The following is a 23,587-nucleotide window of genomic DNA, read 5'->3' as shown; positions in this document are numbered from 1 at the left end:
CACATGTCCAATAACCTAAAAATGAATTTAAACTTCTGTATATTGTCCAATCTTTCTGAATTTCTCATAGCGATCTTCAATTAATTGTTCGCCATTTAGAGAATTCAATGCTTTTAGTGTGACGCTTATACATTCTTTTATATAAGATGCTTGCTTCACAACATTGCGGTGTGCTCCACCAGTTATTTCAGGGATTATTCCATCAATAACGTCGAGCTCTTTTAAGTCAGGTGCTGTTATACGCATTGCTTCTGCAGCTTGCTTCCCTAGGCTACCATCTCGCCATAAGATCGATGCAGCCCCTTCAGGCGAGATAACCGAATACGTTGAGTTCTCTAACATAAAGACGCGATTAGCTACCCCTAATGCAATGGCACCCCCACTTCCGCCTTCCCCAATAACAATACTAATAACTGGTACTGTTAGAATCGCCATTTCAGAGAGAGTTCTAGCAATGGCTTCACTTGGGCCGCGTTCCTCGGCTGCCTTACCCGGAAAGGCTCCTTTTGTATCAATAAAACAAATAATTGGGCGCTTAAATTTCTCAGCTTGCTTCATTAAGCGTAATGCCTTACGATATCCTTCAGGGTGTGGCATACCAAAATTTCGTCGAATATTTTCTTTAGTTGATTTTCCGCGTTGATGTCCAACAATTGTTACGGGCTGTTCTTCAAAGAGAGCAATTCCTCCAAGAATAGCTGCATCATCACCAAATGTACGATCTCCATGTAACTCAATAAAGTTTTCACACATAGCTTCTATATATTGTAAAGTAGTTGGTCGTTCTGGATGTCTAGCAACCTGTACACGATCCCATGGCTTCATATTGGCATAAATAGATTGTTCTAGCTGTGTTAGACGTGTTTCAAGCTTTTCGATTTCGCTTGTCATATCTACATCTGCCTCTGTAGCAATCGTTTTTAATTCATCAATTTTTTCTCGTAATTGTACTACTGGTTCTTCAAAAGCTAAATTTTTAGACATGTTGCACACCGCCTTTTGTATGCATTTTTACAAGCATTGCTACTTGGTTTCGTAAATCTTTTCGATGGAAGATTGCATCAAGCTGACCATGCGCTAGTAAAAACTCTGACTTTTGGAAATCATTTGGTAATTTTTCTCTTAATGTTTGTTCGATTACACGGCGACCAGCAAAGCCAATCAATGCTTGTGGTTCTGCAATATTAATATCTCCAACAGAAGCAAAGCTTGCTGAAACGCCACCGTATGTAGGGTGCGTCATGATCGAAATAAATAATAGTCCTTCTTCACTATGACGTTTTAATTCCACACTCGTTTTTACCATTTGCATTAATGATAGAATACCTTCTTGCATGCGCGCTCCACCACTAGCAGTAAAGATAATAACAGGTACACGTAATTCAATAGCTTTTTCAACGGCACGTGTGATTTTTTCTCCTACAACGGAGCCCATTGAGCCCATACGGAAATGAGAATCCATAATTGCTACAACAATTTCTTCTCCATCAAGAGTACCTAACCCAGTCAGTACAGCTTCGCTTAATCCCGTTTGTTGTTTAGCCACTGAAATTTTTTCTACATAATCAGGGAAATTTAGTGGATTACTTGTTTGTAAATGATCATCCATTGAAACAAATGAACCTTCATCTAAGAAATATGTTACGCGCTCCTGTGCAGTCATTTTGAAATGATGGTCGCATTTTGTACACACTTTATGATTTTTTTCTAATTCCTTTGTTAACTGAATGTGACGGCATTCTGGACATTTTGTTATAAGTCCTTCTGGAAATCCCTTTTCCTGTCCGTCCTCTTTCTTTTTACTAAATAAGCTACGTATTGCCATGTTTTACTCCCCCTATGTTTGTCTAAATGCCTTGTTCAGCATTTGGTTCGTAAGAGCTTTTAATGCTTCTTTTTCATAGCCAAGCTGCATCGATTTCAACATAGTTTGAATGATTAATTTTTCTTCTTCTGTTGAGTTTCGATTTAAACGGTCACCGGCATAAACTGCTAATTGAAACCAGACTTTTAGTGAAAAACGATTTCTGACGTGATGATTATTTCTCGTAAAACATCCAGACAATTAATCGTACCTCTAACTCTAGCTTTACAAAAAAACTGTCCCACACAGGTAGTGTTCGCAGAGTCACTGTACAACTTATAACACGAATGGCTTCCTTTTCATGAATTTGTCGCGTTAATTCGACATCCTTTTTTTGATTTTTTTAATCTTCTAATATAAACATCGACAAAATTTCTACGAGCTGATGCTTTTATGTAGAAGCTAGAAACGTACCTCACCTACGTCTCGTTTTAATAAGACCTAACAACTCTAAACTTCGCAATGCCTCTCTCACAGAGGATCGCCCGACACCCAGACGTTTTGAAAGGGCTCGTTCGGAAGGTACTTTTCACCAGCCTGTATTTTTTCCATTTTTATAAGTTGTCGTAATTGTTGGACGATATCTAAAAACACTTTCTTTTGTTCGGTTTTTTTATCCATACGATCAACTCCTCGGTCAATCTATTCGCCTTGGAATAATTATTGCTGTCGCTTTCCTTTCGCGCAGATAAACAATGCATCCAAAGGCTTTATCTTCATTCAGTAGGTGTTTGGATACCTACTATAAAGAAACAAAATCCACCACCTTCAGATGATGGCGTCTCTTACTGAATGAATTCAAAAGTGGTCTGGCCACTTTTGAAGTTGGCTTTATCTTACAAAATTTCTACGAGCTGATGCTTTTGTAGAAGCTAGAAACGTACCTTCCCCATGTCTCGTTTCAATAAGACCTAATAACTCTAAACTTCGCAATGCCTCTCTCACAGAGGATCGCCCGACACCTAGACGTTCTGAAAGGACTCTTTCGGAAGGTAACTTTTCACCAGCCTGTATTTTTTCTATTTTAATAAGTTGTCGTAATTGTTGGAAGATATCTAAAAACACTTTCTTTTGTTCAGTTTTTTTATCCATACGATCAACTCCTCGGTCAATCTATTCGCCTTGGAATAATTATTGCTGTCGCTTTCCTTTCGCGCAGATAAACAATGCATCCAAAGGCTTTATCTTCATTCAGTAGGTGTTTGGATACCTACTATAAAGAAACAAAATCCACCACCTTCAGATGATGGCGTCTCTTACTGAATGAATTCAAAAGTGGTCTGGCCACTTTTGAAGTTGGCTTTATCTTACAAAATTTCTACGAGCTGATGCTTTTGTAGAAGCTAGAAACGTACCTTCCCCATGTCTCGTTTCAATAAGACCTAATAACTCTAAACTTCGCAATGCCTCTCTCACAGAGGATCGCCCGACACCTAGACGTTCTGAAAGGACTCTTTCGGAAGGTAACTTTTCACCAGCCTGTATTTTTTCTATTTTAATAAGTTGTCGTAATTGTTGGACGATATCTAAAAACACTTTCTTTTGTTCGGTTTTTTTATCCATACGATCAACTCCTCGGTCAATCTATTCGCCTTGGAATAATTATTGCTGTCGCTTTCCTTTCGCGCAGATAAACAATGCATCCAAAGGCTTTATCTTCATTCAATAGGTGTTTGGATACCTACTAAAAAGAAACAAAATCCACCACCTTCAGATGATGGCGTCTCTTACTGAATGAATTCAAAAGTGGTCTGGCCACTTTTGAAGTTGGCTTTATCTTACAAAATAATTATTTGAAAGTAAAGAAAAAACTGCATAAAAATTTATTCAGTTTCTAAAATTCCCTTCAATTTCATATTCTTTTCGTCGTTTGTGCATATTTTATTTTCACTTGAGGTCTACCAAAGCGCTTTTCAAGCGTTCTCTCAATGTAAAGCAATTCATCTTCTAGTAAAAGCTCTTGAACAAGATGAAAAACTTGCGGGAATAAGGTTACAGAAACCGTTCCAAACTCATCCTGAAGCATGTAAACGGCGACCTACAAGGAAAGCACGTACCTGGCATCGTCCGGACGTGGCCCACTGAGCCAATACCCAGGGTTATTAATCGTAACTTTTTTATAATCGTCGCGACTTTATTTTAAACATCGTATCCTTTTTATAAACATCGCAACTTTATTTCAATTCTACACCTGTTTGTTTGCCCATTGTAGTGAACGAGTATTACAGAATTCTTTTATTTTAGTTGTTAATGTTTCAGTATCAACTTTCAAGGCATCTTCTGAAGTAGGAAATGCTTGTAATGTTTTTAAAGAAACATCTGAATATAAGTCTCCAAAAACCTTACTATACTCAGGAAAAACTTGATCCAAAACGGCCTGGAATTGTAGTTTGGTTTGTACAAACATGCCTGTAATATTATCGTGCTGTCTCGTAAGATGACGTAAGTTCATAAGTTGGATACCACGCTTTTTATAAGGCTCTAAATCCTCTTTATAATACAGCTCGCAGAGGTGATGGGCATCGATGATATCTGTTTTTACCTTTCGTAAACTAGAACTTTTTGCTTTATAAGAGATGAGTGGATTTACGATAATGATTAAATAACCTTTGTCCTCAAAATATTGAACAACAGGTGTGTGATAATGACCCGTTGATTCCATTACAAGAGGGGGACGTTCTCCTGAAATATCTTCTATCTCTTTAATAAAATCTAATAAACTAGCTAACCCATCAAGATCGTGTTTTACTTTGAAACTTTTCTTGTAGGGCTTCTTTCTTTCCAAGTATGCTTGAACCTGACTTTCACCTTTTGCTACATCCAGACCAACGACTGGATTCATTAAAATTCCTCCTTCAAAAATATAATTGCCGGTAACCCCTAAATCCTCCTCATAGTGTCATAGCTTCGCTTGTTATACGAGATCATTGTCCCAACCAGCCTCAAACATGTTTCTATAAGTAGGGGGCGAACTGTTTTGCGGACGGGGTCTTAGCCCCACGGGCGCGAACGTTCTACCCCGGCTACCGTTATCATATATCGATATAAAAAATGGTCAACCAGAAATATTTTCTGGCTGACCTTATAATACGAACGGGCGCGATTGTTGAAGAAGCATCTTTTTTTATTCAATTAAAGGGGGCTTTATTTTAACAAGAAAGTTAAGTTAGCCTAGTTAAAAATATTTTAACTAGGCTATTTTGAATCTCATTAATTATCTATTTAAACTGCTCAAAATGGTTAGCAACCCAACGACTTTGATTCTCTGCTATATATTGCTCCACAGCTATTAGCTTGTTCACTAATTCTTCCTTTGAAAACTTCATATACTTCTTTTTAACAACATCTATATTACGATTAGTGGAAATCTTTCTTATACTTGATTCATCAAATTTAGGAGGCGTTTTGAGCTTTTTACGAACTCTATTTACTTTAAATGTTTTACTATGCTTTTTGTAATAGGTATACAATTCATCATTACTCTTTATTGTATTGGGATGAATCCCTTTCCCTTGAGTGTCAAACTGTTTGGAATGCTGACTAATATTATGATAGGTTACAGGAATGCCTTGTTTGATAAGATATTCAATTGTTTCAATCCCAATGGAAACAGAACGCTCTTTACGTTGTTGATGCACTTTATCAAGCCATTGTCGCTTATCTGAATGGATTGTGCTGGATAGTTGGTTCATATTGACGTTCCTCTCTAAATTTCTTGATTAAATCAATCTCTTTCAACTCTATTTTGGCTTGTTTCGCCATTTCCTTTGCCTTCCGTACTTCAACTTCTAATCCTAATTGTTTAAAACGCTTCTCCATATCTTTCGATAATTGAATAACTTCTAAAAGTTCTTCCTCTTGATCTGGTTCAGGCACTTTTGCTTTACAACCTAAACATTGCATTTTAGTTGGACATACATAATCTGTTACACAAGTCCCACCTAATACCTTATTAAATACACCGACCTTTTCTGTATAATCGGCTAATTCTTTTTTTAGTTCTTGTGGACTCCTTAAATACGCATCATCAATATCAACATAACTTGCAATCACATCAAGCAATTCACTAACCGACTCCGAAATTTGTGAAGGCGTAGGAGCTGAATAATAACCTGTTACGTTCAAATCTTTTTGATGTAACATTTTTGCGACAATATCAATCGGCATTTTTTGTCGTTGAACAGGTTCATTAAACCCATAAAAAGCCATTATATATACGCCGGTAAACACTACCAATATAAACGAATTTAGGACAACTAAAATCATACGGGTTGGTCCTTTGATTCCTAAAATAGCGAAAAATAAACCAAATATCCCTAAAATAAATGGAATAAATAAGCTTATTTTCAAAAGAAATTGTGGAGCTAATCCGTAAATAAGAAATGTCAAAAATAAGAATATCATTGATAAATACGTAAAAATGGTTCTACGCAAACGCACTGTTCCTTTCATTGTAATTATCCAATATATCTGATTAAAGTATTAAATGATGGTCTTTCATCTGTTTTATGATGATATTACTTATTAGTAATATGTTTCTTGTACGTCTATTACTTTACCTTCATGGAAGTGGAGAATCAATTCTTTGTTCTTTACACATTTATGCGACATTGAACCAGTTAATTTCTTACCTTCATAATAGAGTACCCCATCAACTACTTTGATAACCTTCGGTACGATTTTTCCGTTGATGTATTTAGTACTTGTGTTTTTCATTGTTTTGTTGATTTTCTTGCTTTGATTTGCAGTGACGAAATAACCATCTTTAATCGATACCTTTGTATCTTGTAAAGTTACTGTTTGGTTCTTTTTTAACTTAACATACGTGAAACCATAAAGACTCTTATTCATTTTTAGCTGATTCTTCTCATACTTAGGGTTAGAAGATTCATCAGCTATAGTGTAATCTTTGGATTTCTTCATTTCACTTATCGTGTATGCTGAATCTGTTTTGTACTTGTACTCGTATTCAACATATTTCGATTTGGCATTTGCTTGTACCGTTGCTAAAGTTGTAATTGCTAGTAAGGCAGTTAAAGCGAAAATTAAGAACTTTTTTAATTTCATTTGAAAGTACCCCTATTCGTTTTTATTTAGTGTCTTGCTAGTTACTAAAGTAATTCATTAGTAATTCATTTCTGTTACTTGACTTACTGCTTTTATTTAATTCTTGTAGTATGAAACAGCTAAATCTAGTAAAATTGTTAGTTTTTAACAGATGTCTAATTATACCATAATTATGATATATTGCAAAGAAAGGTCGATTCATAGATTATCCGTTTGAATATAAAAGTAAGCAACTAGATTAATTTTTCTAGTTGCTCACTTATTTTATTTTGAGAGTTGAGTTAGGTTATTTCATGTATTCTGAGTCTAAGATACGTAGATTGCTAATCCTCCATTTACCTTTATCCTCTACCATGTAGAATTGAACATTATCTGTATACTCTTTTGTCTTTCCTTTTATTATTTCGCTTACCTTTGCTTCATACTTATATTCTGAATACCCCTTTTTTCTTTCATAAGAGATTTGTTTTAATGACTCTAATTTATAGTTAGCATGTTTCTTAATTGCTAATTGTGGTAGTAAACTAAACATACCGTTCTTTAATGCTCTATTATACCCCTCTTTAGTGAAGAAGGGTTCAAATGATTTAGGGTAAAGTTCACCTACTCTATAATGTACATCTGCTGTTGGATTTTCTTCTATATTGTCTTTTACTTGTTCAGCTAATGGATTGGTTACCTTATCCATTATTTTAATACTTTCTTCATATGATACATTGTAGTATGCATTTAGAAAAGTTTTTGCATCTTCAACACCATTTTGCTCTTTATCCTCTTGTTCAGAACAACCTGTGGACAACAAAAGTAAAAATGTTAGTATAAATAGTAATTTTACTTTTCCCATACTAAAACTCCTCCTATTTTAAAGAGTTTAATGTATTGAATTGCTTTTAGGTAATCAGGTACATCTTCTGGAAAACACCGAAAATTGAACGTGCTCTAACACCTCGTGCATAAGTTGATAGCAGCGCCGGTACAATCTACTAATTTTGAAGTATTCCTAACATGCGTAACAACCGAATTAAATTTATCACTTAGTATTCTTTCAATGATCATAGATTTCCTGCTCCCTGATTTCAGAGTTCGCTTAATCAGATGTAGATTTTTGAATTTTTTGTCCAACAGTTTCTTCGGCCTTTTTTGTTTTTTTCTTTTGTAGTTCAAAATACTTTTCAATGGCCTGTCTTGCGATGATGTTATTGGTAGAATTAGTGATTGAACCTGAAGTAGTAACCCATGGAATGACAACTGCATACGCAATTTCTGGATTGTCATAGGGAGCAAATCCGATATGTGTAATTGTCAATGTTTTTGTACCATATGATGATCTTTTAGGACCATAGTATACTACTTCTGCTGTACCTGTTTTCCCTGCTGCATCAAATTTGGCATCTCTGAAATATTTAGCTGCAGAGCCTTGACTACCAAAGTATACTTGATGCATCCCTTGTTTCACATGGTCAATTTCATATTGTGAGTTATCGATTGTATTCAATACTGTAGGTCCAACTTCTTTAACTAATGGACCAAGGTTTTTACCATCTTTTGAAGGTTCCCGAATTTCTTTTATTAAATGTGGTTGTATTCTTTTACCTCCATTGGCAATGGTCGAAACATATTGGGCTAATTGTAGCGGCGTAAACGTATCATATTGCCCAATGACTAGGTCAAGAAATTTTCCAGAAATGGTTTCCTGTCCTTTAACTCCTGTTGCTTCGCCAGGTAGGTCAATACCCGTTTCAACACCTAAGCCAAACTGTGCAAAAGAATTACGGACTTTAGCAAAATTATTAGCATCTATACGTAAACCAGCACCAGGTACATAATTAACTCCAGCAATTCTAAATGCTGTTTGGAACATATAAACGTTAGAAGAACGTTCTAATGCAGTTAAGTCATCTAAATACATAGCACCAGATGGGTTAAAAATAGATTTTTTTACTGTACCAGCAATATTTATAGGGGTATCTAGTAAGACTTGATTCGGCTTAATTGCACCTAAAGAGTAGCCCGTTAACAATGTTGCCGGTTTAACAACAGAACCTACTTCATAGGAAGAGGTGAATGTACCAATTGCATAATCGTTAACGGTCATCTTACCTTCATCATCTGTATCAAGTTTTTTTCCTACCATTGATAAAATTTCACCCGTATTTGGGTTCATCATGACTAAAAAGGCACGGTCCAATAAGTAGGAACCACCTTGTGATTTTGCAGTAAGCAATTGCTTTTCTACAATCTTATCTAATTGTAATTGCAATTCACTATCAACAGTTAAAACTAAGTCATTACCAGGTGCTCCTTCAGATACGGTAGTTGTATCAACTACTTGTCCAGAACCATTTGTTTCACTTTTTACCACTGCTTTTTGCCCTTGTAGTACTTCTTCATATTCTTCCTCTATATAACTTTTCCCAACTCGGTCATTCCTCGAATAATTTCGAGCTAAATAGTAATCTAATTTATCTTTTGGTATACCTTCAGTTGGGGATGTGGTAGAGCCGAGAATACTTAAATCAGAATTTTTTACACGATCCCAATCAGTAGTTGTGTTGACATTTGGTAAATCAAATAAATGTTCTGAAACAACAGCGAATTCTTTATCTGTTACATGATCACTTTTTATGATTTGTGGTGATAAGTTATAACCTGCAACCATTTTGCTGTATATCGCTAAAACTTGTAAGTCTTTTTTAGTTAAACTTTTCAGCTCTGATTTTGTAATTCGATCTCGTACTAATTGGTCGAGTTCTGATTGTTTGTCAGCAGCAGACAATTTCTCATTCTTATCGATGGCGTTTTTTTCACTTTTCGAAACCTTTTCATATGCTTCTATTTTATGAAGCTTGATCCAAAAATCTTGTTTATCTCGTAATGCAATTTTAGTTGTATCCATCTTAATGAGCATTGCTAATTTTTCTGCTGTTTTTAACATTTCATCGCTCGTTGTCGATTGAAGTTTCGTATACGTAATTGCATTTTTCGGCTTATTATCAACTAATACTCTTCCTTGACGATCATAAATTCGCCCCCGAGGTACACTTGTATTAACTGTTACTTCTTCTGTTTGCTGTAATGCTCTAACATATTCATTCCCTTTTACAATTTGCATGTAACCCAATCGTAAAATAAGGATAGAAAATAAGACAAAAATTGAGAAAAAAAGAACATTCATACGAAATGAAAGCTTTTCATGTATTTTGTTTGTTGAATTATCTCGACGCAATCATTGACACCTTCTCTTTTAAATATACAAATATTGTTATATTTTAATAATATACTAGGTAGCGCCTTAATACTACTATTAATTCCAGTTTTAAACAGATTAAAAAGATGGAGTTTTTTAACCTGATATAATTCATTTTCTAAGAAGAATCCTTTAAAATAAGCAAGTTTAGACCTTTGATTGATTTTAAAATTCTGAATTTATCGTATATTGGATAATAGATTCTAATAAATGAAGGAGTTGGAGAATTTGATAAAGGGTTTATATGAATCACATTTACCTGTAAAACATTTAAGTACATCAATAAACTTTTATGAAAAATTAGGCTTGAAGTTGGCTTGGCGTAATGATAATACTGCTTTCTTTTGGATTGTAGAAGGTAGAAGCTGGTTAGGCTTATGGGAGGGAAAAGAGTATCAAGCTCCATATCACCCTTCTCTGCGACATATTGCTTTTGAAGTTTCATATGATGACTTAAAAGCGTCTTTAAAATGGTTAGATTCTATTCAAATTGATGCTGTACCCTTTGGTGGTAGAAATTCTATAGAACCGTTTGTTCGTCCATACCAAAATAATGCTTCAGTTTACTTTCAAGACCCCGATGGAAACAGTTTAGAATTGATGTGTTATGTTGAAGTTCCTGATTTCCTACATCATATAACAGATATGTTATCTTTTGAGGAATGGGAAAAATTATTGAATGAAGGATGATAAAATGAGTAATTTGATTTTACAAGACAAAAAATAATATAACAGGTGTAAACACTGGCAATGAGAAAGCTATAGTTAGATTTAAAAGATGGTTCTCTCCTTCATTTCTTCACTTAACTACATATTTAATTAGATGGCAGTAAATGTTGTACTAAAATTTTTAACAATCTTGAAAAATAACAAAAAGAAGCATTTATAGTTAATGCTTCTTTTTTATTAGATATCTTAAAATTTACATTTTAAGATGGTTGTTTTTCCCAATCTCGAGTTATTTTAAGTCCATCAACTGTTAATTGGCCATTTTTTTCAATAACTTCAGAGGATTCATCATCATAAAATTTCAATTTCATTGTGTAATTGTAATCAATTGACCCATCTTTATTTTCTTTAGATTTCTTTAGCTTAACATTTTCTAATTGGATGCTTTTATTTGAAGTTTTCGATATTTCTGGTGCTAATTGAAATACTCGATTAGCCATCTGTCTTTCAAACTCATCTTCCGAAAAGTACACTTTTACTTTTTCTCCTATTTCTGTTCCAGATGGCGGGTTCAACGGATCTTTAATGTTATACTGTACAGTCTTGTAATCTTTTAGAAGCTTCAAAACATCTTTTTCGCTTGCTTGATCTTGACCACAAGCAAATAAAGTTAACGCCATAATACATAATAACAATAATCCAACTGTTCTTTTCACATTTTCCCCTCCCATATCTATATGTATTTGTATTTTATCTACTCATTTTTTATTAACAAAGATTCATTTTTCTTACATTAGATTAAATTTTTCACATGAATCAATTTTATAAATCCATTTTCGATTTTAAATACGAACATTTCGCCACTTTTACTTTTCCCTATTCAGATTTGGATGTTCCGCTACAGACGGCGCTTTCCACGGGCTTGGCTTCAATCTCCTCGTCACTACGTTCCTGCGGGGCTTTCAGCTCAAGCTTATTCCGTAGGAGTCAACGTCTTTCGCTCCATAATTAACAGAATTGGATATTATTAAATGCTCGTTTATTTTAAATGAATTTTGCATTATGAATTTTATTCACTTAAGAATTATTTAGATACGAATGATAATTGAATCAAGCTTATAGACTTCCGAATATTCGCTGAAATTTAAAGCACGGTTTCAAAATTTAAGGAGACTAAGCTTTTCTTAATTTAATATTATTTAAGGGGTGTTGTCGGTAAGACCTCTTGTGCATTCGGGATGTTTTTAGGTCCAAATGAGGCGTCTTCACCATTGTCATAAGATGAATCATGCATGTACTGCTGAGCTTCTTTGAATTGATCTCTAAGTGATTGTTCAAATTTTTTGGGCGTCATATCTTTTACATTGTTATATAATTTTTCTTTATTTTCATCTTCAACATAAAAAGTAATTCCAAATTCCTTACTAAGGTTATCCAGTACTTTTTGATAAGGTATAAGTAAAAAATCAATGTCGTCTATTGTTTTAGCTATAGTCGTAAATGCCCCAAAAACTGAAAAGAATACAATAGACAATGCTATAACCGAAAATCCCCTCATTTTATCCCTCCATTTATGTATTTATGATTTTAATTTATTCTTCTTAAATACATTTTCAAAAGTTATTTTGCGATTACGTATTTTCCGTTTCAACATAATAACTATTGTGTTCTTTATCGAAAACACCAAAGCACAAGATAGTTGCTACTAAAACACTTGTTGCTGCAAATAATATTGCTACAATTTGTAAAGAAAACAAATCAGCAAGACTTCCAAGAATAATCGTAAGAGTAATTTGCAATACATTTTGAAGTATAGAAACACTTCCTCCAAATCGCCCCATAATACTTGAAGGTACATTTTTTTGATAAAAAGTATCAAATCCTGCATTACTAAATGACATAAAGAATCCTAAAAATAGAAATGCTGATGTAGCTGACCAAAATCCTGTTGAGCAATAGAACAATAAATATCCAACTGAAGTTAAAAACATTCCAATACCTAAATATGCTTGAAGTGATAAAAACTTTACTAGAGCAACCGATGCAGACGCACCAACAACAGCGCCAATACCTGTCAGACTAACTATCAATCCATACATTTTTTCAGATTGCTCTAAATCATGTTTAATAAAAGTAGCCTCCTGTGAATCAAGAGCAAATGCTATCATTAAAGTGGCTTGGAATAACAAATATATTTTAGTAAAGTATCGTTCGCCTATCATAAAATTCTTTACGATTCGCCAATCATCTTTTATTACTTTCAAGTTAATTGATACGCGTTTTTTAGAATTTTCATCTTGAACATCCGGTAATAAATAGATACAGAATGCACAGATAAAAAATGAAACTGCATTAATAATAATGCACCATGTTATACCAGAAAGTCCTATCAAAAAGCCTGCAATAGCTGGACCTGTACAAAATGCTCCTGTATTCAATACACCCATTATTGAATTGAATTTTTTCTTATCTGCATCGTCTACAGATTTTGAAATATAAAAAGTTGAGCTTGGTCCAAAGAATGCTCCAGCAATGTTTGTCGCAAATATAATTGCATAAATCCCCCAAATAGAATGGATAAAGGGAACTAATAGAACTACCATCCCTCTTAATACATCAGTTATTATCATTAATTGCCTTTTATTCATACGATCTATTACGGATCCAGCCCATAAGCTTGTTAATATTCTGGCTATTGGACCTACAATATAAATACCAGCTATAGCTGTCATAGAATTTGTCATGTCTAATATCAATAAATTCAAAGCTATTAGATATATCCAGTTACCTAAATTAGATACCCCTATCCCACTAAATAAAAGTGAATATTTCTTCCAATTCCCCATATTATGCCTCCGAATAATTATGTAATTGTATTTAATAGATTATTTCATATGGAATTCTTCTCTTTTTCCATAACTTGAATAATTCCTGGAATTTCTATTAAATTGTTTACAATGTAATTTGCTATTACATTTTTATTAGTTAAATCGCTTTTCCAAATCGCTATCATACCGATGCTTTTAGCTGCTTCTATATCATTTTTCGGATGATCTCCGATAAATACACTTTCAGTAGCTTTTACTCCTAACCTTTTTAATGTACGTTCAAATATTTGTGGATTGGGCTTTTTTATGCCTTCCCATTCAGAAATACTGATTACATCAAAATACTCTTCAATATTTAAGGCTTTTATATTATCTAACTGAAACTGTCCAAATCCATTTGTAATCATTCCTATTGATACCCCCTGCTTTTTTAGCTGAGATAACACTTCTTTAACATTTTCAAAAGCCTTACAATGATGATTAAATTCCGTAAGATAATCCTCTAATAAATCCTCAGTTGCCATACCAGAAATTTTATATTCTTTTATCAGTTGACTATATACTTTATCTTTCCATACATAACCGTCATTATCTAACTCAATAAATCGTTTATACATATGAGTCTTTTTTAATATGAGAAAGATATACAAGCAATCGTTCATACTGATTTTCAATAAAGGAAGCGACTGAAGCTTTTCGATTAAGTAATGTCCCATCTAAATCAAAAATAACTGCTTTTATCATTCTCTAGGTCCCCTTATTAAAATTTTAAGATTTGGATTTATATCCTTAACAATAACCATTCGACAAAATCCATTTTTTTCCTCCATTTATTTTATCCTATAAGAAAATTATGAGGATAGAAGAAATTGTACAGAATAAATTGATGAAATATTTTGACTTTATTAATTACCTCGTTGTATTATGTACTTAATTAAAGTAAGTTAAGGTTGTGAAGAAACATGGATAAAGAACAATTACGAGGTAGCTTGGAGTTAATTATTCTTTCTAGGATGGTGAAAGAGGATAAATATGGGGGTGGCATTCTAAAGGAAGTGTACGAAGCAAGTGAGAATACCCTTAAAATCAGTGAAGGTTCTCTGTATTCACTTTTAAAGCGCTTAGAAAAAAAATCCTACATTGAGTCTTATTGGGGTGAAGAACATTTAGGTGGCAGAAGAAAGTATTATCGGATAACAACTTCTGGACGTGCTTTATTTGAAGAAAAGTTAGAAGGATGGCGAAAGATTAATGTTCTAATTGAATCTGCATTGGAGGAAAAATAATATGTCAAATTTAGACAGGTATATCGATCTTATCTTAGAGCGTGTTGAAGTAAACAAAGATGAGCATCGAAATTTGAAATCCGAATTAACTTCTTTATTAAACGAGAAAAAAGAAAACTATATTCAACAAGGGTTAACAGAAAACAAAGCTATAGAAAAGACAATAGAGGATTTCGGTGAAGCTGATGAAGTTGGAAAAGCTTTATCAAAATCTTTCTCTCCACAACGGACAATTGCTATGTATCTGCTTGCAATAATTTCTGTGATTTTTACCGTTTTTGTCATCTTTAAATTTTCAATTGAAAATATTGACCTGCCTTATTTATGGATTTCAATAATAGCTATTCTTACAGTTCTGACTATCTTTCTATCGAAAAAGCAATTATTTATAGCTAGATATCGTATGATATTTATCTTATTTTGCTTTTTCTATATACTTGTATGGTTTTACGGAATTATGTTAGCTGATGGACCATTACATCAAGTTATCCCGTGGATTTCTCGCGTACTTGCAATTATATTTTTAATTCTAATCATAGTTAATATGATTCTTGGTGCTATTTATCAGCCAGTTAAAAGTCAATTCAAATCATATAAAACAAAAAATCGAATCTTTATTGTAATTTGTAATACCCTCAGTGGCATGATTGTAATTTTTTATGCTCTATTAATTCTTGTCGGTTTTTTGATTTTTGGAAGTGCAGCAGATATCTCAAGATTACTACCGGCCGTTATTTTAACGTTTCTTTGGCTATGTAGTTTATTGATCAGTAGTTATCGCCCTACTTTAATATGGTTGAGCCTTTTGATTCAAATTGGGATTTGTGGATATTTAATTACCGTTTTCTATTCTATTTTCTGAATATTAATGTATTTAACCGTCTAATTGTTTAAATAATCCAACACTTTTTGTGTTGATCGAATCAATTCCACATCACCACTTATTTCACGAATTTTGAGTGCTTCATTTAGATATTCTTTTGCTAACTCTATTTTCCCCAGCTCCATTAAGCACTTTCCTATATGCTGAAAAATGAAGTCCTTGTAGTTTGTGATTTGGAAATCTATAGACAGATTCAATGCACAATCAAATAGTTGTAATGCTTTTTTATGTAAATCCGCATATTTATAGGCTTCTCCCAAACGAATCAACGTCTCAATTCTCCTTTTTGGATGATGCTCAGCCATGTTCAAACATTTTTTGAAGTAATAAATTGCTTGATCGGCTTCATTTATTACTCTGTATGAATATCCTAAAGCACTATATAAAAAATATCGTTCTTGGTTCATCAATGTTAAATTAATTGCTTGTTCTGCATCTTCTATAAACTTTTTCACATGTTGGTTAGAACTTGTTTGTTCACGAAAATATTGACTTTCATCAAAATATATAATTTCGCTCAATTTTCCATATTCTTCTTTTAATTTATCGATATCCATGAATCCCACCTTTTTTTATTAATTAATATAATTGAAGTTCGTAATCATATAGAATATTACATAATCTCTCTTTTCAACCTATAAATCTTGAGATAACCGAATCATATCCCTACACTGTATACCATTTTCAAAAATTTCTTTCGTGTAGTGTCTAATGAAAAATTCTAGATCAACACCAATTATTCTAAATCCACATTTTTGATAAAGCGCTAATTGTCCTATACTTGAATTTCCTGTTCCCACTTCTATCGTTTTATATCCTCTTGATTTAGCTGTTTGTATTGCATGTAATACTAACTGTTTTCCAATCCCTCTATTATGGAGGTTTTCTATAACTGCAATATTTACTAACTCAACAGTTTCAGGTCTTGTCGGAAGTAGTACATATACTCCAATCGTTTGATTTTCATTCTCTGCTACAAAACATTCTCCTCTTAGAAGATATTCTTCAATAAGTAATTCAGAAGGATCAGCTATTAACAACAAATCTAATGGTGGATTTTCATCCACATCCATTTTTCGAATATCCATTTTAATTTTTTACACCTCTCAAAATTTTATAATTATATTTTTGGGTTATTATATTTAAAATTCCTCTTGTTTTTGAAATAGTCTATGCTTTGTTTTGCATTTAAAAAAGTTTTATTTTGTCACTATCTTCAAGTTTGCATCTTACTTATAATCATATTAGAACATATATGAAGGGAGAACAAATAATGGAAATTCAATTTTTGACCGCTAACACAATTGATGACGCAAGTAATTTATTTGATCAATATCGCCAATTTTACGAACAGACAAGTGATCTTGAAGGAGCAAAAGCTTTTCTAAATTCTCGATTGGAACAGCAGCAATCCCTTGTTCTACTTGCTTATATCGATTCTTCACCAGTTGGCTTTGCCCAACTATATCCAACATTTTCATCGGTAGCTATGAAACGTGCATTTATCTTAAATGATTTATTTGTTTCAAAAGATGCAAGAAATCTAGGGGTTGCACGAACATTAATTGAGGAATGTTATAAGTTCTGTAAAGCGAATGATGCACGGTACATAACATTAGAAACAGCTAATGATAATCTAACTGCTCAATCTCTTTATAAAAAAATGGGCATGAAACATGATCAATCAATGTTACATTTTACAAAGTATTGGTAGTTTATAAATAGTAGCTGCCTCAGTTTTCAATTTGCTGAGGCTGTTTATATTTTTTCAGGTTCATATTGCACAATTTGCCTTAAAAATTATTTTGCAGCTGCTTCTTGAAATAACAATGCTAATGGGTTATGCCAATCCTCTATTTACATTGTTAATGTTTTATAATATTTATAATGATTACAATTATAATGACTAAAAATACAACAATTCCCCCGATAGTCGGACCTCCATAAAAAGTTCGATTAAATTGATCATTTGTTTCGATTTTACTTTTTTGTTCCACATTCCACTTTTCTCTATCCTTTTCGTAATTATCTATTTTCTTTTTGTTTTGCATGAAAATCCTCCCTTGCAGTCTGATTAGCTAATTAGATATTATTTTCACAAACATGCCTTCCTCAGCTTTTTTCTTTGCTGCTTTTCCCATTTTCTTAATTCTTTCGGAAAGTTTAGATGCTCTTATTAATTCTTAACCATGAAGTACAGATGGATCAACAATTCTCAACTTATTTCTTCGATGTAAGTCAAAGTTTTTCTTGTCTTCTTTAACAATTACATTTCGATGAACATGTTTTACAAGAGCTTGTATTTCTTCATCTTGGTTTGTGCGCAATTGATTCATTACTATTGCGTCTGATCCTAATAATGTATCCATAGTGATAATATTTTTGTTTAAAGCTAATTTTATAGCTTTTGCTAAAAAATCATAAGCATATATATTTAATGGATCCATAAAGAAATCAATGATTTCTTTATAATACGTATGAACAAACCATTCTGCAGTCTCAATATTTTTAAGATATAGTTTACCGTTTAGAATAGTTATATTCTCTAAAAAGAGCTGAATCTCCTCTATTATAATTTGACCATATTGATACATATCACGAAGTTTGTAATCAACACGATCTTCACATAAGTCTGGGGCAGGTCTTTCAAGAAGATGTTGATAGTTGTAACCATACTTACTTAAAATCTTCGGTATTTCAGATTTCGTTACGATTGATTCATATATTTTTTCATGAAAATCTTCTTCCCTATTTTCAAGTACGAAATCAATCACATGAGAAAAAGCTGTGTGCGACACATCATGTAGTAATCCAGCAATTTGTTCTTCTATGGAACCATCAAATTTTTTAATTAATAGCATCACACCTATTGAGTGATCATATCTTGTCACATTCCATTTTTCATTTACTAAATAACTAGCACCTCCTTGATAGATTCCCTTTAGTCGACATATTGAACTACTCAAAATCAACTCTTCAAGAACACCATCGATAGAACAATCCCCGTATATTTTATCTATTATTTTCATACATGTGCTCCTATCCATACTTTATTTTGAGAGTGTTTTATTAAAGTACTTATACTTATGTACAATTTTTTCTTTACTCCAAAACATAAATTTCAATAACCATAAATATGAATGAAAAATTTTTGAACATTAAGAAAAAATATGCTAATTAAATCCATTTTGTCGTCATATTATTTGATATACAAATTGTCATGCTTCCAAAAGCTATTTTGAAATTTCCGTTATTAAAATGTTAGTTGTATTAATTTTCAAGTTGTTCGACAAAAAGAAGAGACAATACAATTAAAATGGGGGAATACAATTGGAGAAAAGGAAGTTTAACAAGATTTCAATTAGTTGTTTTATTGCTACAGTTATCTCGTTTTTAGGCTGTTATAAGTTGTGGCAGTATGCAAGCAATTCAATGTCAGATAATTATAGTCAAACAGGATTTGTAGGGTATATTTGTTTCATCATTGTTTTTGCTTCTCCATTAGCAGGTCTTCTCTTTGCAATTATTGGAGAAAAAGGATTTTTGAAAGCAATTTTAATAATCGGAAATACAGTTGCCTTTCTAACACTCGGGCTCGTAATTGCAGTGATTGCTTTTAGAGATTTTGTCTAAATGAGCTGTTAAATTTTAAAAAAACTATATATAAACGAATTAGCAGTAATACTCAATATGTATAACACCTTCTTTCGTTTGAAGGTGTTTTTTATTTGTTAAATGATTTTTACGCTAGTTTGCATATCTTCATTAGGAAAATGTTTTGATAACGGTCCGATGGAATCGTTTGGTGTACTTTGAAGTGCGAAAAATAATATCTAAATGAATCAATTTCATTATTCAAAGATTGTATAATAAACACGAACATTAAAAATGGACCATTGTTATATGCCATATCTATTAGAACATTGTCTATGAAGCGGAAGATGGCGAGTCCTCGAAAATACATTCGCATTTCCTTCGTGCGATGTTGTTTCAGAGAGGTCCATTCAAAGTCCTGCGGGAAAGCGAGACAGGTGAGACCCCGCAGTGAAGCAAAAATTCTTTTTGCCCCGCAGAAAGAATTTTCTGCGACGAAGCTAGCGAAGCTATGCAGGAGCAAATGTTTTTCTGCGACGAGTAACCGCAGGAGCACCAATGTTTTAGCTTCCGAGGAGGCTCAACGCTCGCTTAGCACGAAAGCGCTATCTGGAGCGGTATACTAAGTAAATACTAAAAATGAAATCTTATCCGACTTATTGAATTGTTTATTTAGATACATTAGTATTTATTAACTAGAAAAGTACTCAAAAACGAATAAACGGCTTAAGTCCTTTAGAATTCAGGAATCAAGCCGATTAACGTTTTTTTTATTTCCACTGTCTACTTGACAGGAAGCACTTCATATTATTTTCAAATACGCTTATCAATTTTGTATTTCTTCTTCGTTATCTAATTGCCATTCTCCTTTTCGGCCAAAGAATCCACATATAAATACGAAGAGATGGATAAGTAAAAACATATTTTCGTTAAAATACCAACTGTTTGTGTAAAAATTGAATGGTCCTTTTTGATAAATAACAGAATCAGTATCATTCCAATTTCCATGTAAGGCTTTCAATGAGTTCTGTACAAGCTGATATTCTCCAGAAATACTAACTAGTAGAATAAGAGCAATGATGAACAATAATAACAATGGTCTCTTTAATGGTTTTATTGCAAAATATTTTCTACCAACTGACCATGTGATAAAAATACTTAACAATAGAAACGGAATAAGAATCACAATAGGTATGAAAGCTTCATTTCCATTAACATCACTTTTTGTTGGATCTTGTGTAAAATAAAATTCGATTATGATAAACCCGAAAAACGTAATTGCCAAAGATATGTACCATGCTAAATTTCGCAATTTAATTCTCCTTTCAATGACAAAAATCTTCAAATTTCGCAAATAGCATAGATAAAATTTGACATTTTACTTCTAAAACAATTTGTTGAGAATTTGAGGCATTCCTTCAATAATATCATTTGGCGTTACACCGTAATGTGATAAATCCTCTGCTTGTAATTCTGCTGCTCTAGCATGTAAAAAAGTAGCACATACTAAAGCTTGTTCTGCGTTAGCCCCTTGGCATAATAATGAGAGGATGACACCAGTTAATACATCACCGCTCCCCCCTTTACCTAAAGCATCATGACCAAATGGATTGATCCAAGTATTACCTTCAGGTGTAGCGATGATCGAACGATGACCTTTTAATAAAACATACACATTATATTTTTCTGCAAGTTGTTTTGCAATTGCTAATCTATTTGTTTCTACATTTTTTACTGTTGTATCTAACAATGTGGCCATTTCTCCTGGATGAGGTGTAATAATCACTGGCCCCTCGTAATCTTTTACTAATTGCATTTGATTTTTCAAGAAATAGAGTCCATCCGCATCAATAATGACGGGCTGCCCATCCAACTCATTGAACAATCCTCGTACTAATGCTTCACCATCATCAAATCTTCCAATCCCAGGACCAAATGCAATCGCTTTATACTTTGATAACTCCATTTCGTTTAAAGCAGTAGATGACAGATGACCATTTTGTTCATTTAATGGCAAAAATAATGATTCAGGAAGCTGAACAGCTGAAAGAGGATAATTACATTCAGGAACTGCAAGGGTTATTAAGCCAATTCCTGTATGAAATGCAGCTTTTGCTGAATAAATAGGTGCTCCTACATACTGTTTGGAACCTCCAATTACTAAACCATGACCAAATGTTCCTTTATGACCATTCGCAGGACGTTTAGGCATTTGTGCAAAAACATCAGCACTTGTAATCAGTTTAGGTAACGAAAGGTTTAACTGCTTCACAAGTGTTGTCGGCACCGAAATATTCACTACTTTCCAATCTCCAACATAGTTAGGTCCCTCTTGCAAAAAGAAACCGACTTTCGGCAAAACAAAGGTAACTGTTTGATCTGCCTTTATTGCAAATTCTTCTACATGACCATCGTCTGCTTGAAGCCCAGAGGGAATATCCACAGATAAAACAAATGCGGTGGATTGATTAACCATTTGAATGACTGAACGATATGGTTCTCTTAAATTGCCATAAGAACCTGTACCTAACATGGCATCGACAATAATTGTTGAGTGATTAATTTTTTTTCTAAGTTCGTTTAAGTTCTCTTCAGTCAATTGTAAGAAAGGTAATTGCCGTTTTCTATAAACATTATAATGAACTAATGCATCACCTTTTATTTTTGATTCACTTACAAGGAGGCAGAGTTCTACATTTAAGCCATGATCACTCAATTTCCGAGCAATAACAAAGCCATCTCCACCGTTATTACCTGCACCAGCTAATACAAGTATCTTTCCTTCAACATCTTCGTAGTGTTCCAACAATGTTGAAGCTACAGCTGTACCCGCATTTTCCATTAGCACAGTTCCAGGTAAACCTAGTGTCTCAATCGTGTATTGATCTAATAGATTTAAATCTTTTTTTCCACCTATGTACATTTTCCCACTCCTATTTTATAGCCAATTTTCCACTAATGTTACTCTTTTCTCTGTTGCATTAAGTTCGACTTGTCGCCCAAACGGCATTGAATGCAGCGGATGTGTGTGACATGTATCGAAATCCGCTAAAATCGGAATCTCTCGTCCATCTAGTTGTTCTAATAATATTTCATACGGTTTTCTTCCTGTACCCATATCATCATATTGTTCGTGTTTTCCTAAAATAATGCCTGATACCTTGTCCAAAATCCCATGAAGTTTTAACATGGCAAAGTTTTTTTCAATAATTGCAGCTGTCTTCGTCGTATCTTCTATTAATAGTAGATCGCCCACTTCAATTTTCGGAAAATACTCTGTACCAATCGTGCCATACATCGTATTAATATTCCCACCTATAAGCCTACCTATTGACTTTCCTTTTTGAACACAAATCCATTCATTTTTGAATAACTTTTTTGTTACTGTCTTTTCTAACCAATTCACCCTATCATCAGACCACCACTTCGGCATTGGCACATTATAAGGTGCTTGTAACCCTTCCATAAACATCATTCTAAAATACTGTGTCGTATCTTCAACTAATGGTGGAAATTCTCCTAAAGTTGAGGCAACCGAAGGTCCATAGAATACAGGTATCCCTGTTTTTCTATATAAAGCAAGTAAGATAGCTGTTACATCCGACAAACCTACAACGATTTTGGGGTTCTTACGAAATGCTTCATAATCGATATACGGCAAGATACTATTAGCATTTGTACCTCCAATAGATGGTAGGATCATTTTGACATCTGGATCACGTAGCAGTGCATTTAATTCAGCTGCACGTTCTTTCGGCGTCCCGGACCTATAATAATCCTCTTTTCCAGTTAACTTCCCCTCTTTTACTTTTAAACCAAGTGATTGAAGTATTTTCTTCCCTCTAGCATAACGAGCATGTGCAGATACAGAAGCTGGTTTTGAGGGAGAATATACGCCTACAACATCACCTTTTTTCAATGGTTGAAACATGCAACCCCTCATTTCACTAATATTTACATTTCCTACTATTATAGAGGAAATATTCAGTAGTGCCAAAAAAGTTACATGTTTTAATGAAGTTTTATGAATTCTTAATATATGAGGCAATTTCATAAATCCATTTTCGGTTTTTAAATTCAAACATTTCAACACATTAACTTTTCACTATTGAGATGTGGATGTTCCGCTACAGACGGCGCTTTCCACGG

General features: G+C 33.4%; 23 protein-coding genes and 6 pseudogenes. 5 read left to right on the top strand and 24 right to left on the bottom strand.

From position 1 onward, the window contains the following. Positions 1 to 27 precede the first annotated feature (27 nt). The 12 genes and pseudogenes from ACIQ4I_RS01650 to ACIQ4I_RS01595 all read right to left on the bottom strand — a co-directional run bounded on the left by ACIQ4I_RS01650 (position 28) and on the right by ACIQ4I_RS01595 (position 10,106). On the bottom strand, positions 28 to 984 hold the full coding sequence (locus ACIQ4I_RS01650; RefSeq protein WP_403092195.1) for an acetyl-CoA carboxylase carboxyltransferase subunit alpha: 957 nt from the start codon (positions 982 to 984) through the stop codon (positions 28 to 30). Next, entirely contained in the window at positions 977 to 1,825 is an 849-nt protein-coding gene (gene accD / locus ACIQ4I_RS01645) for an acetyl-CoA carboxylase, carboxyltransferase subunit beta (RefSeq protein WP_340706885.1), read from the bottom strand. Before accD ends, ACIQ4I_RS01650 begins: the two co-directional genes overlap by 8 nt. Before the next feature lie 12 nt (positions 1,826 to 1,837). Next, positions 1,838 to 2,485 (bottom strand): annotated as a pseudogene (locus tag ACIQ4I_RS01640) (FadR/GntR family transcriptional regulator). 218 nt (positions 2,486 to 2,703) lie between these two features. Then, positions 2,704 to 2,956 (bottom strand): annotated as a pseudogene (locus tag ACIQ4I_RS01635) (FadR/GntR family transcriptional regulator); the annotation flags it as partial. Between the two features lie 218 nt (positions 2,957 to 3,174). Beyond that, positions 3,175 to 3,427: pseudogene (locus tag ACIQ4I_RS01630) on the bottom strand (FadR/GntR family transcriptional regulator); the annotation flags it as partial. Positions 3,428 to 3,716: 289 nt separating this feature from the next. Next, a complete protein-coding gene (locus tag ACIQ4I_RS01625; RefSeq protein WP_157059193.1) occupies positions 3,717 to 3,890 on the bottom strand; it encodes a hypothetical protein in 174 nt (57 codons plus the stop codon). A gap of 174 nt (positions 3,891 to 4,064) precedes the next feature. Further along, a pseudogene (locus ACIQ4I_RS01620) lies at positions 4,065 to 4,706 on the bottom strand (IS110 family transposase); the annotation flags it as partial. Between the two features lie 376 nt (positions 4,707 to 5,082). Next, on the bottom strand, positions 5,083 to 5,556 hold the full coding sequence (locus ACIQ4I_RS01615) for a hypothetical protein (protein WP_403092193.1): 474 nt from the start codon (positions 5,554 to 5,556) through the stop codon (positions 5,083 to 5,085). After that, positions 5,522 to 6,052, bottom strand: a pseudogene (locus ACIQ4I_RS01610) (site-specific integrase); the annotation flags it as partial. The pseudogene ACIQ4I_RS01610 and the gene ACIQ4I_RS01615, both read right to left, overlap by 35 nt. Positions 6,053 to 6,388: 336 nt before the next feature. Then, positions 6,389 to 6,931 (bottom strand): hypothetical protein, encoded by a 543-nt coding sequence (locus ACIQ4I_RS01605; protein WP_403092191.1) that lies wholly within the window; start codon positions 6,929 to 6,931, stop codon positions 6,389 to 6,391. Positions 6,932 to 7,217: 286 nt separating this feature from the next. Next, positions 7,218 to 7,775 carry a hypothetical protein gene (locus ACIQ4I_RS01600; protein ID WP_403092190.1) on the bottom strand — a complete coding sequence of 186 codons (558 nt, stop codon included), beginning with the start codon at positions 7,773 to 7,775 and terminating at the stop codon, positions 7,218 to 7,220. A 243-nt stretch (positions 7,776 to 8,018) separates the two neighbouring features. Continuing rightward, on the bottom strand, positions 8,019 to 10,106 hold the full coding sequence (locus ACIQ4I_RS01595; protein ID WP_403093330.1) for a peptidoglycan D,D-transpeptidase FtsI family protein: 2,088 nt from the start codon (positions 10,104 to 10,106) through the stop codon (positions 8,019 to 8,021). 300 nt (positions 10,107 to 10,406) lie between these two features. On the opposite strand from ACIQ4I_RS01595, the gene ACIQ4I_RS01590 reads away from it, so the two are divergent. Next, positions 10,407 to 10,868 carry a VOC family protein gene (locus ACIQ4I_RS01590; RefSeq protein WP_403092188.1) on the top strand — a complete coding sequence of 154 codons (462 nt, stop codon included), beginning with the start codon at positions 10,407 to 10,409 and terminating at the stop codon, positions 10,866 to 10,868. A 239-nt stretch (positions 10,869 to 11,107) separates the two neighbouring features. Here the strand turns inward: ACIQ4I_RS01590 and ACIQ4I_RS01585 are convergent, their stop codons facing one another. From ACIQ4I_RS01585 to ACIQ4I_RS01565, 5 genes are all read right to left on the bottom strand, one after another. Beyond that, on the bottom strand, positions 11,108 to 11,563 hold the full coding sequence (locus tag ACIQ4I_RS01585; protein ID WP_403092187.1) for a lipoprotein: 456 nt from the start codon (positions 11,561 to 11,563) through the stop codon (positions 11,108 to 11,110). A 479-nt stretch (positions 11,564 to 12,042) separates the two neighbouring features. After that, positions 12,043 to 12,405 (bottom strand): hypothetical protein, encoded by a 363-nt coding sequence (locus ACIQ4I_RS01580; protein WP_403092185.1) that lies wholly within the window; start codon positions 12,403 to 12,405, stop codon positions 12,043 to 12,045. Positions 12,406 to 12,478: 73 nt separating this feature from the next. Continuing rightward, positions 12,479 to 13,693, bottom strand: coding sequence for an MFS transporter (locus tag ACIQ4I_RS01575; protein WP_403092183.1), 1,215 nt, complete (start codon positions 13,691 to 13,693; stop codon positions 12,479 to 12,481). A gap of 44 nt (positions 13,694 to 13,737) precedes the next feature. Further along, a complete protein-coding gene (locus ACIQ4I_RS01570) occupies positions 13,738 to 14,292 on the bottom strand; it encodes an HAD family hydrolase (protein ID WP_403092181.1) in 555 nt (184 codons plus the stop codon). Further along, positions 14,285 to 14,419, bottom strand: coding sequence for a hypothetical protein (locus tag ACIQ4I_RS01565; RefSeq protein WP_403092179.1), 135 nt, complete (start codon positions 14,417 to 14,419; stop codon positions 14,285 to 14,287). Before ACIQ4I_RS01565 ends, ACIQ4I_RS01570 begins: the two co-directional genes overlap by 8 nt. Before the next feature lie 218 nt (positions 14,420 to 14,637). On the opposite strand from ACIQ4I_RS01565, the gene ACIQ4I_RS01560 reads away from it, so the two are divergent. Continuing rightward, the gene (locus ACIQ4I_RS01560; protein ID WP_403092177.1) at positions 14,638 to 14,961 is read left to right on the top strand and encodes a PadR family transcriptional regulator; all 324 of its coding nucleotides are present in this window, start codon (positions 14,638 to 14,640) and stop codon (positions 14,959 to 14,961) included. Position 14,962: 1 nt separating this feature from the next. Next, entirely contained in the window at positions 14,963 to 15,823 is an 861-nt protein-coding gene (locus ACIQ4I_RS01555; RefSeq protein WP_403092176.1) for a permease prefix domain 1-containing protein, read from the top strand. Between the two features lie 20 nt (positions 15,824 to 15,843). On the opposite strand, the gene ACIQ4I_RS01550 is transcribed toward ACIQ4I_RS01555, so the two are convergent. Both ACIQ4I_RS01550 and ACIQ4I_RS01545 read right to left on the bottom strand, forming a co-directional pair. Further along, complete coding sequence (locus tag ACIQ4I_RS01550) at positions 15,844 to 16,401, bottom strand: tetratricopeptide repeat protein (protein WP_403092174.1); 558 nt, start codon at positions 16,399 to 16,401, stop codon at positions 15,844 to 15,846. Positions 16,402 to 16,479: 78 nt separating this feature from the next. Beyond that, positions 16,480 to 16,932, bottom strand: a complete 453-nt coding sequence (locus ACIQ4I_RS01545) for a GNAT family N-acetyltransferase (protein WP_403092173.1) — start codon at positions 16,930 to 16,932, stop codon at positions 16,480 to 16,482. A 185-nt stretch (positions 16,933 to 17,117) separates the two neighbouring features. Here ACIQ4I_RS01545 and ACIQ4I_RS01540 point away from each other — a divergent pair, with 185 nt between their 5' ends. Further along, the gene (locus ACIQ4I_RS01540) at positions 17,118 to 17,558 is read left to right on the top strand and encodes a GNAT family N-acetyltransferase (protein WP_403092172.1); all 441 of its coding nucleotides are present in this window, start codon (positions 17,118 to 17,120) and stop codon (positions 17,556 to 17,558) included. Between the two features lie 151 nt (positions 17,559 to 17,709). Here ACIQ4I_RS01540 and ACIQ4I_RS01535 read toward each other — a convergent pair whose 3' ends face one another. Together ACIQ4I_RS01535 and ACIQ4I_RS01530 are read right to left on the bottom strand one after the other, a co-directional pair. Then, positions 17,710 to 17,895 (bottom strand): hypothetical protein, encoded by a 186-nt coding sequence (locus tag ACIQ4I_RS01535; protein ID WP_403092170.1) that lies wholly within the window; start codon positions 17,893 to 17,895, stop codon positions 17,710 to 17,712. A gap of 27 nt (positions 17,896 to 17,922) precedes the next feature. Next, positions 17,923 to 18,873: pseudogene (locus ACIQ4I_RS01530) on the bottom strand (HD domain-containing protein). Between the two features lie 301 nt (positions 18,874 to 19,174). Here ACIQ4I_RS01530 and ACIQ4I_RS01525 point away from each other — a divergent pair. Further along, on the top strand, positions 19,175 to 19,477 hold the full coding sequence (locus ACIQ4I_RS01525) for a hypothetical protein (RefSeq protein WP_403092168.1): 303 nt from the start codon (positions 19,175 to 19,177) through the stop codon (positions 19,475 to 19,477). 787 nt (positions 19,478 to 20,264) lie between these two features. On the opposite strand, the gene ACIQ4I_RS01520 is transcribed toward ACIQ4I_RS01525, so the two are convergent. The 3 genes from ACIQ4I_RS01520 to ACIQ4I_RS01510 form a co-directional block, all read right to left on the bottom strand. Continuing rightward, positions 20,265 to 20,750: a hypothetical protein gene (locus tag ACIQ4I_RS01520; protein WP_403092167.1), complete on the bottom strand. Its 486-nt coding sequence runs from the start codon at positions 20,748 to 20,750 to the stop codon at positions 20,265 to 20,267. A 72-nt stretch (positions 20,751 to 20,822) separates the two neighbouring features. Then, positions 20,823 to 22,361: an NAD(P)H-hydrate dehydratase gene (locus tag ACIQ4I_RS01515; protein WP_403092165.1), complete on the bottom strand. Its 1,539-nt coding sequence runs from the start codon at positions 22,359 to 22,361 to the stop codon at positions 20,823 to 20,825. A gap of 15 nt (positions 22,362 to 22,376) precedes the next feature. Continuing rightward, on the bottom strand, positions 22,377 to 23,369 hold the full coding sequence (locus ACIQ4I_RS01510) for a S66 family peptidase (protein ID WP_403092163.1): 993 nt from the start codon (positions 23,367 to 23,369) through the stop codon (positions 22,377 to 22,379). Positions 23,370 to 23,587: the final 218 nt, after the last annotated feature.

The organism is Rummeliibacillus sp. NPDC094406, assembly GCF_044763875.1.
GTDB lineage: Bacteria > Bacillota > Bacilli > Bacillales_A > Planococcaceae > Rummeliibacillus.
The sequence above is the reverse complement of the archived record's forward strand: the minus strand, read 5'-3'. Positions and strand labels throughout refer to the sequence as shown.